Raw genomic sequence first — 8,940 nt, 5'->3', positions numbered from 1 at the left:
CCGCCAGATAGATTGTCGACACGCCCATCCATGCCATCATCAGCCCGGCCAGCGGCCCGGTGATGCCCAACGATAAATCCATAAATACGGTATAGGTCGCCAGCGCCGATCCCTGATTCTGCTGCGGCACGGCTTTTACCGCCACCACGCCCAGCGCCGGGAACACCAGCGAAAAGCCCGCGCCCGCCAGGAAAGTGCCAATCTTCGCCATCATTGGCGTCATCGCAATCCCCACCAGCAGCAGGCCCACCACCTCAACGGCAAAGCAAATCATCGCCACATTCAGTCCACCAAGGCGGTTAATGCCGTTCGGGAAAAGCAGGCGCGTACCGACAAACGCGCAGCTAAACAGAGTGAGCGCGAAGGCCGCGCCGTCCCAGCCTTTGGCGTCATAGAACAGGGTGATAAAGGTGGCGATCACGCCAAATCCTGCGGAGGCCAACGCCAGCGCCATACCGTAGGGCCAGACGCGCCCGAGTACCGCCCGGAAGGACATCGGTTTGCCCTTTTTCGCTTTCACTTCCTCACGCGGCAGCGCCGCCAGAATCGCCACGGCGGCGACGGCCATAATCGCCAGCGCTAGCCCCTGTAGGCCAATAAAGCGGTAACACAGCACGCCCAGCGGCGCGCCCATTGCCATCGCGCCGTAGGTGACGATACCGTTCCAGGAGATCACCCGGCCAATATGCGGCGACCCGACAACGCCAACGCCCCACAGCGTCGACCCGGTCCCGGCAAAGCTCTGGCCGATGCCAAGAATCACGCGCCCCAGGCACAGCAGCGCCAGGCTTATCAACGGCCAGCCGCCGCCAAACGCCGCCAGTAAATAGCTCAGCCCGCTCAGGAAACAGCCGCATAGGCCAAAGACGACGATTTTTTTCGGTCCTAGCTGGTCGGCATAACGCCCGGCATGAGGACGACTCAGCAAGGTAGCGAAGTATTGCAGGCTGATAACCAGACCGGCCCAGAAGGCGCTAAACCCCATCACATCATGAACATAACCGGGCAGCACCGCCAGCGGCAGGCCAATGGTGAGATAGCTGGCGAAGTTGAAGATCACGACGGAGACAATACGCAAATTGAGGCGCAGGCCGCTAAGCTGCGCCTCGGTGTCGGCCGCAGGCATAGATAATCCCTTATAGATGCAACAGAAATGGCATTATTGCACATTTTGTCGCCGGGAAGACGGCATTACCCGATTCGGACTACCGGTGAGGTGTCGGTTTGTTTGGCCAGAAGATGGTAATGACGCCGGCGATAATCACAATAACCCCCAGCAGGCCGCGCCACGAGAACGGCTCATGCCAGCCGGGCAGCAAAATCGCCGCAAGCCATACCACCATGTAGCTCAGGCTCAGCAGCGCGTAGGCTTTCGCCAGCGGCAGACGCTTGAGGGCGAAGAACCAGCAGGCCATCGAAGCCACGTAGCCCAGCAAACCCAGCAGCAGCGCCAGCGTGCCGGTGTCAAAATGCAGAAGATGCAGCAAAAAAGCCAGCGGTTGCGTCGCCGACGGTAGCGTGGTCATCGCCGCACGCAGCGTCAACTGCGCGGCGCTGACCAGCGCCACGCTCATCAATGCCCAGATAAGCCCCATCAGGCGCTGCTCCCCAGTAACGCAATGCCGACGATAATCAGCGCCACCCCGGCCCAATGGCGGCCGCTCACCGGCTCGCGCCAGATAAGACGCGCGGCCAGCGTCACCCAGACGAAGTTCAGGCTCAGCATCGGGTAGGCCACGCTGACCGGAATCTGCTGGAGCACCAGCAGCCACAGCAGCATGCCCAGCCCCAGCAGCGCCAGCGCCAGCCCGAGCCAGGTTAGCAGATGACGCCCGCGCAGCCCTTTACGGGCAGGGCGAGTCGCCTGTTTCTGACATAGCTGCCCGCCGCAGCTCAACAGGCTGGCGAGCAGCAGGCAGGCCCATGTGATCATTGCGGACGGTACTGAATAAAGACGGTGCGGCCCATGGCATATACCTCATCCGGTTTTGGCAGCGGCAGTTCGGCTAACTGTACGTCACGAGAGAGCAATAACACCAGCGAGATTGGCCCTTCCTGACGATGTGCCGCCAGCCACTGCGGGAAGTCTTCGGTAGAGACGAAGCTGCCTTTCGCGTCAGGGTAAGAGAGCCCATACTTCAGCTCGCCCTGCTGGCCGTACAACATCACATCGCTACGCTTCAGCTCCCAGGCCAGCCCGGCGGCTACGCCGACGCTGTTGCTCAGCACATAGCGGCTCGGCGCCAGCGACTCGCTAACAATATCCACCAGGAACTGCGGCTGCTTGCTGTTGGTCACGCGATCGGGAATCGCCATCCCCACCAGCAGCGCCAGCCCCAGCGGACAGAGCGCGGCAAGCTGCCAACGCTGTGCGCCCGGTTTAATCGATATCCAGCCCATCAGCGCCCAGAAGAAGAAGGCCACTGCCGCCAGTACGCATTTATACAGCTCAATCTGCATCCAGACCGGATGTTTCATCGGCCCCCACGGTGAGACCACCGCGACCGCCACCAGGCCCACAACGCCGAAGACGATGTTGATGATGCCGTTCACCCGCAGCGCTTTCGAGCCGACTTTTGCCGCCTCAACCGCATAGCGCGCCATCAGCATCGCCAGCGGCGCGAAGCACGGCAGGATATAGGTCGGCAGCTTGCCCTTGGCGATACTGAAGAACAGGAACGGCATTACCACCCAGCCCAGCAGATAAAATGCGCCGCGTAACCCTTCTCGCTCCTGCCAGCCGCGCTTGAACGCGCCGGGTAGCAACGCCAGCCACGGCAGACTTCCCGCGACCAGGAACGGCAGGTAGTACCAGAACGGCGCTTTGTGCTGCGCGTCGCTCTGAGCAAAACGTTGAATATGTTCGACCCAGAAGAAGTAGCGCCAGAAGTCGCTTTCCCGCGCGGCGATGGCCAGCCCCCACGGCAGGACGGTCAGCACGCAAACCAGTACCGACAGCCAACCCCAGACCAGCACTTCCCGCCAGCGTTTCTGCGCAATGACCCACGGCAGCACGCCGATCACCGGCACCGCCAGGGCGAGGAAGCCTTTGGTCATGACGCCCATACCGCAGGCCACGCCCAGCAGCACGTAACCCCAGAAGCGTTCGCCAGTGGTCTTCGCCTGCGCCGCCAACCAGAAGCTGCACATGGCGAGCGTCATCCACAGGGTAATCATCGGGTCGAGCACCGCATAGGTGCCAATCCCGTAGACCAGGAACGCGGTTAAGAAGATGGCGCCGGAGAGCAGCGCCACTTTGCGATCCTGCCAGATTTTCCATGCCAACCAGACCACCAGCAGCGCGGAAACGGTGATAGAAAACACCGCTCCAAAGCGTACCGCGAAGTTACTGTGACCAAATAGCCACTGCCCGATACTGTTAATCCAGTAGCCGGCAATCGGCTTTTCGAAATAGCGTAGCCCCAGGAAATGCGGCACCACCCAATCACCGGTCGCCAGCATTTCGCGGCTGATTTCGGCATAGCGGGTTTCGTCCGGCTGCCACAGCAGCCGGAAGTTGAGCGGAACCAGGTAGTACAGAACAAACAATGCAGCTAACGAAATACCATAGCGAAGGGATTTCATACGTCTGAGCTCAAAAGTTGTTGGCAGCCTAGCCAGCCTTCACGACCGGCAATTTCTCCGCGCACCACCTTCCCAACCGGCAACTGACGGAAGTCATCCGGGAGAAGCTGGCCTAACGGGCAAAAACGAATTTCCTGCTGTGCCGCAAGGGTCAGCAGATAGTCAAACTGTTCGGCGTAGGCACCACCTTCCACCTCGGCATGAATGGTGTACACCGGCGTACCGGTATCCTGGCGAATACGCTCCAGCAGCCAACGATTGAAGCCTTCCGCACTGACCACGCTACCGACAACTTCATCCCAGGTGGGCAACGTCACCGGGATCTGTACGGTCGCCTTCTCGCCGTTGCTGAGTTGCGGAATGAACGGTTGCGTGCCGCGGCAGTCGCTGTTGTAGAGAAATTCAAAAGACTCTTTCGCCTTCACCACACGCTGGTCAGCGCGCCAGCCCGCCACCGCCGAGCAGGTGACCGGATGACCAATAATCGTCTCCAGCGCAGACAGGCCGCGGCCAATTTCGTCAATCAGCTGCTGCTCGTTCCACATGCCGCTCCACTGCTGCCAGCGGTGATGATCCCAGGCATGCAGCCCCACCTCATGTGTCTGCGCAACGCTACGGATAATCTCCGCGTTGGCTTCGCCAATAATACGCCCCGGCCACGCCGTCCCGGCCAGCAGAATGTCCCAGCCATACAGCGATGCCGCGCGTGAGCGCAGCATCTTCCACAAGAACTTCGGCTTTACCAGGCGCCACAGGTGGCGCCCCATGTTATCCGGCCCGACGCTGAAGAAAAAACTGGCCTGTACGCGGTGCTTTTTCAGCACCGCCATCAGCCTTGGCACCCCTTCGCGAGTACCGCGAAAGGTGTCGACATCAACGCGCAAACCTACTTTTTTCATGATGGTTTTTCATCCGTCAGTTCAACCGTGCGCAGGAAGAAGTCCAGCGTTTCTTCAACGGTCTGCTGCATTTCCACCGTCGGCTGCCAGTCGAGGAGGCGTTTCGCATTGCGAATGCTCGGTTTACGATGCTCAACGTCCTGATAACCTTTACCGTAGTAGTCGCTACTTTCCACTTCACGGAAGCCGGCAAACGGCGGGAAGCGGTCGCGCAGCGGATGACGCTCAAAGCAGTCGAGCAGCATTTCGGCCAGCTCTTTAATGCTCGCTTCGTTATCCGGGTTACCAATGTTGATAATCTGCCCATCGCAGCGGCCGTCTTTGTTCTCAATGATGCGGAACAGCGCTTCAATACCGTCGCTGATGTCGGTGAAGCAGCGTTTTTGTTTGCCGCCTTCGATCAGTTTGATCGGCGAACCTTCTACCAGGTTGAGGATCAGCTGGGTGATAGCACGGGAACTGCCGATACGCGCAGCGTTGAGGTTATCCAGACGCGGCCCCATCCAGTTAAACGGACGGAACAGGGTAAACTTGAGGCCAGTTTTGTCACCGTAAGCCCAAATCACGCGATCCAGAAGCTGTTTGGAAACCGAGTAGATCCAGCGCTGCTTGTTGATCGGCCCCACCACCAGGTTAGAGTTATCTTCATCAAAGTTAGCATCGGTACACATGCCGTACACTTCGGAGGTGGACGGGAAGATAATACGCTTGTTGTACTTCACGCAGTCGCGGATGATCTTCAGGTTCTCTTCGAAGTCCAGCTCGAACACGCGCAGCGGGTTACGGGTGTACTCGATAGGCGTTGCGATAGCCACCAGCGGCAGCACCACGTCGCATTTCTTAATGTGGTATTCGATCCACTCTGAGTGAATGCTGATATCGCCTTCCACAAAGTGGAAGCGCGGGCAGTCGAGGAAGCGGCTGATGGCGTCAGAGCCGATATCCAGGCCGTAAATCTCGTAGCTATCATCGGCCAGCAGGCGTTCGGTCAGATGGTTACCGATAAAGCCGTTCACACCCAGAATCAGCACGCGGGTACGGCGTTTAACGGCCACAAACGGACGGCTGGAGAGCAACGCGCCCGCCACCAAACCCAGCGCCGGTGCCAGCTGAGCGCCCTGCATATAAACGCCGTTAGCGCTCTGACCGGTAACGATTTCCAGCGCGCCTTCACCGCAGGCAACCACCAGCGGCGCGACGGACAGAACGGTACCCGGCTTCGCGGCTTCCATGTCGGTACGCACACGAGATTTCCAGACGATAAATTTGTTGGTGCCGACATAGCCAAACGCGCCCGGCCACGGATCGCTCACCGCACGCACCAGGTTATGCAGCGCCTGAGCCGGTTTTTCCCACTCCAGGCGGCCATCTTCCGGGGTACGACGACCGACGTAGGTCGCCTGCGAATGATCCTGCACACGCTCGTCGGTCTGGCCGCTGCGAATTTTCGCCAGCGCATCGCCAAGCAGCGTCTGGGACGCCGTGCACAGCTTACGGTGCAGCGTCAGCGCCACGTCAGAGTCAGCAATCGCCACGCTCTGCTGGGCCACAATATCCCCCGCGTCCGCGCGGTTGGTCATACGGTGCAGCGTCACGCCGGTCTCTTTCTCACCGTTCACCAACACCCAGTTCAGCGGCGCGCGACCCCGGTATTTCGGCAGCAGCGAGCCGTGCAGGTTGAACGCCCCTTTCGGCGCCAGATTGAGGATCTCGTCGCTGAGCAAGTTGCGGTAATAGAAGGAGAAAATCACTTCCGGCGCCATCGCGCGGATGCGCTCCACCCACAACGGATGGTTGACGTCTTCCGGCGCGTAGACGGTAATACCCTGCTCAGCCGCCAGGCGGGCAACGGAGCCGAAGAAGTTATTCTCACCCGCGTTGTCCGGGTGAGTGAAGATCGCCTCGATGTCGTATCCGGCATCCAGCAGTGCCTGAATACCGGTGCAACCCATGTCGTGATAGGCAAATACAACAGCTTTCATTAACGATTTTCCTCTTCAGAATCCAGATTTTCCTGGCGAACAACACGTTGAATAAAATAGCGGGGGCGGGCACGCACATCGTTGTAGATGCGGCCGATATACTCCCCAAGCAGGCCCATGCCGATAAACTGGGCGCCGATAAACATGAACAGAATGGCGAATAGCATGAACACGCCGTCCCCCGCCCATTCCGGACCGAGCACCAGGCGCAGCACGACCAGCAGAATGGAGAAGGCAAAGCCCAGCACCGCAATCACGCTGCCGACCACGCTTAACAGACGCAGCGGCGTGGTGGTCAAGCAGGTCACCAGGTCGTACATCAGGTTAATCAGGCGCATAAAGCTGTATTTCGAGTCACCGAACTCACGCTCGGCGTGCAGCACCGGAATCTCCACGGCACGGCGGGCGAAGGTATTCGCCAGAATAGGAATAAAAGTGCTGCGCTCATGGCAGTTGAGCATCGCGTCGACAATATGGCGGCGATAGGCGCGCAGCATGCAGCCGTAGTCACCCATCGCTTTACCGGTGGTGCGCTGAATCAGACGGTTAATCATCTTCGAGGCGGTTTTACGGAAGATACTGTCCTGACGGTTCTGCCGCACAGTGCCGACCACGTCGTAGCCTTCGTCAGCTTTTTCGACCAGGCGCGGGATCTCTTCCGGCGGGTTTTGCAGGTCGGCATCGAGGGTGATGATCAGATCGCCGGTAACGTGGCTAAAGCCCGCCATAATCGCCGAATGCTGGCCGTAGTTGCGGTTTAACAGCACCGCCACAATGTGGCTTTCCGGCGCTTCTGCCGCTTCAACCAACATGCGCGCGGAGTCGTCGCTGCTGCCGTCGTCGACCAACAAAATTTCATAGTCACGATTCAGGGTCGCGCAGGCAGCGTCGGTACGACGAATCAGCTCCGGCAGGCTGTCCTGCTCGTTATAGACCGGTATCACGACGGAGACTTTCTTGACTAACGGGTACTCAAACATATCAACGGCCTGCTAGCTGATGGAGCGCCGTAATGACACGGGTGGTGTCGTCATCGGTCATATCCGGGAAAAGAGGTAATGAACAGATACGTGCGCTGTTCCATTCGGTATTCGGTAGCGAGAGTTCAGGGAAACGCTCGCGGTAGTATTTCTGCGTATGCGCCGCACGGAAGTGCAGCCCGGTACCAATACCTTGCGCTTTGAGTTGTTCCATTAGCGCATCACGGCTGATGCCGCAGCGCTGTTCGTCCACGCGAATAATAAACAGATGCCAGGCGTGCAGATGCGACCAGCTCGGTACGGCCAGTGGCTGGAACGGCGTATCCGCCAGTTCCTGCACGTAACGCTGAGCGATATCACTACGGCGCTGATTGGCCTGCCCTAATTTGCCCAACTGAACCAGCGCCAGTGCGGCATTGATATCGGCGAGGTTGTACTTAAAGCCCGGGCTAATCACTTCTGCCTGCGGGGCGCGGCCGTGGGTCTGGCGGTCATAGGCATCAACGCCAAGACCGTGGAACTTGAGGCTACGAATGCGGTTGGCCAGCTGTTCATCGTCGGTGACAATCAGCCCACCCTCGGCGCTGGTCATGTTTTTGATGGCATGGAAGGAGAAAATCGCCGTTCCCTGCGCGCCGACATGCAGGCCCTTATAGTAGGTACCCGCCGCATGCGCCGCGTCTTCAATCACCGGAATGCCGTGACGCTCCGCCACTGCGCGAATGCCCTCAATATCAGCAGGCGCACCCGCGTAGTGCACGGGAATAATGGCTTTCGTACGGGGAGTAATAGCGGCTTCAATGGCTTCAGGCATCACCATCAGGTTGTCGCGATCGACATCGATCATCACCGGAGTCGCCCCCAGCAGGACGATCATATTCAGCGTCGAAACCCAGGTTTGAGAAGGGGTGATGACTTCATCGCCGGGACCGATGCCCAGCGCCATCAGCGTGACGTGCATACCGCCGGTTGCCGAACTGACGGCGATTGAAAAACGGTTCCCCGTTAGCGAGCAGAACGCCTCTTCCAGCGCCTGGTTTTTTGGCCCGGTGGTGATCCAACCGGATTGCAGCACTTCCTTGAGTGCTGCGAACTCCGCCTCACCCATAGAAGGGCGGGAAAACGGCAGAAAATCACTCATGAATGTTCCTTACCCTATTACGCAAATGAGCGAAGCTGGCTCATCAATCAATGATTCGAGCGTTGTTTTTGTTTAAAAACAGCAATGGATAACGTGATATTCAAACCGACAACATTCGATGACGGTAAAAGTATCAATGTTATCTTAGGATAAGATTAAGAAACTTGTGGCGAGAGGCACAATAAATACTAACTAAACGAAATCAATAGATTACACCTCTATTAATTCATATGATTTGTATGTAAAAAGCGCCCAGGTTACATCGTAACCTGGGCGCAGATTCAAATTATTCAACGTTCACTCACCAAAGGATATATACTCATAATAAATTCTCCTACGATGAAGAATAGAGA

The 8,940-nt window shown here is 58.2% G+C and carries 8 protein-coding genes; all 8 read right to left on the bottom strand.

What is annotated here, in order from left to right:
* A partial coding sequence (locus ACW14G_RS21230) for an MFS transporter (protein ID WP_455648772.1) occupies nucleotides 1–1,126 on the bottom strand: 1,126 nt, incomplete at its 3' end.
* Between the two features lie 79 nt (nucleotides 1,127–1,205).
* The gene (gene arnF / locus ACW14G_RS21225; RefSeq protein ID WP_223803738.1) at nucleotides 1,206–1,595 is read right to left on the bottom strand and encodes a 4-amino-4-deoxy-L-arabinose-phosphoundecaprenol flippase subunit ArnF; all 390 of its coding nucleotides are present in this window, start codon (nucleotides 1,593–1,595) and stop codon (nucleotides 1,206–1,208) included.
* Nucleotides 1,595–1,933, bottom strand: coding sequence for a 4-amino-4-deoxy-L-arabinose-phosphoundecaprenol flippase subunit ArnE (gene arnE / locus ACW14G_RS21220; protein ID WP_167574882.1), 339 nt, complete (start codon nucleotides 1,931–1,933; stop codon nucleotides 1,595–1,597). Before arnE ends, arnF begins: the two co-directional genes overlap by 1 nt.
* Complete coding sequence (arnT, locus tag ACW14G_RS21215; protein ID WP_163446792.1) at nucleotides 1,930–3,585, bottom strand: lipid IV(A) 4-amino-4-deoxy-L-arabinosyltransferase; 1,656 nt, start codon at nucleotides 3,583–3,585, stop codon at nucleotides 1,930–1,932. The genes arnE and arnT overlap by 4 nt, the downstream gene beginning before the upstream one ends.
* A complete protein-coding gene (gene arnD, locus ACW14G_RS21210) occupies nucleotides 3,582–4,484 on the bottom strand; it encodes a 4-deoxy-4-formamido-L-arabinose-phosphoundecaprenol deformylase (RefSeq protein WP_167574881.1) in 903 nt (300 codons plus the stop codon). The genes arnT and arnD overlap by 4 nt, the downstream gene beginning before the upstream one ends.
* A complete protein-coding gene (arnA, locus tag ACW14G_RS21205; protein WP_223803736.1) occupies nucleotides 4,481–6,466 on the bottom strand; it encodes a bifunctional UDP-4-amino-4-deoxy-L-arabinose formyltransferase/UDP-glucuronic acid oxidase ArnA in 1,986 nt (661 codons plus the stop codon). The genes arnD and arnA overlap by 4 nt, the downstream gene beginning before the upstream one ends.
* Nucleotides 6,466–7,446: an undecaprenyl-phosphate 4-deoxy-4-formamido-L-arabinose transferase gene (gene arnC, locus ACW14G_RS21200; RefSeq protein ID WP_167574879.1), complete on the bottom strand. Its 981-nt coding sequence runs from the start codon at nucleotides 7,444–7,446 to the stop codon at nucleotides 6,466–6,468. Before arnC ends, arnA begins: the two co-directional genes overlap by 1 nt.
* A gap of 1 nt (nucleotide 7,447) precedes the next feature.
* Complete coding sequence (gene arnB, locus ACW14G_RS21195) at nucleotides 7,448–8,587, bottom strand: UDP-4-amino-4-deoxy-L-arabinose aminotransferase (protein WP_249022637.1); 1,140 nt, start codon at nucleotides 8,585–8,587, stop codon at nucleotides 7,448–7,450.
* Between the last annotated feature and the right edge of the window lie 353 nt (nucleotides 8,588–8,940).

The organism is Kluyvera sp. (genome assembly GCF_965301105.1).
This window is presented reverse-complemented; position numbering and strand designations above follow the sequence as displayed.

What these genes read in the sequence shown, in the direction of transcription:
- arnD (WP_167574881.1), bottom strand. Translation starts at nt 4,484, where the DNA reads ATGAAAAAAGTAGGTTTGCGCGTTGATGTCGACACCTTTCGCGGTACT.
- arnE (WP_167574882.1), bottom strand. Translation starts at nt 1,933, where the DNA reads ATGATCACATGGGCCTGCCTGCTGCTCGCCAGCCTGTTGAGCTGCGGC.
- arnT (WP_163446792.1), bottom strand. Translation starts at nt 3,585, where the DNA reads ATGAAATCCCTTCGCTATGGTATTTCGTTAGCTGCATTGTTTGTTCTG.
- arnA (WP_223803736.1), bottom strand. Translation starts at nt 6,466, where the DNA reads ATGAAAGCTGTTGTATTTGCCTATCACGACATGGGTTGCACCGGTATT.
- arnB (WP_249022637.1), bottom strand. Translation starts at nt 8,587, where the DNA reads ATGAGTGATTTTCTGCCGTTTTCCCGCCCTTCTATGGGTGAGGCGGAG.
- arnF (WP_223803738.1), bottom strand. Translation starts at nt 1,595, where the DNA reads ATGGGGCTTATCTGGGCATTGATGAGCGTGGCGCTGGTCAGCGCCGCG.
- arnC (WP_167574879.1), bottom strand. Translation starts at nt 7,446, where the DNA reads ATGTTTGAGTACCCGTTAGTCAAGAAAGTCTCCGTCGTGATACCGGTC.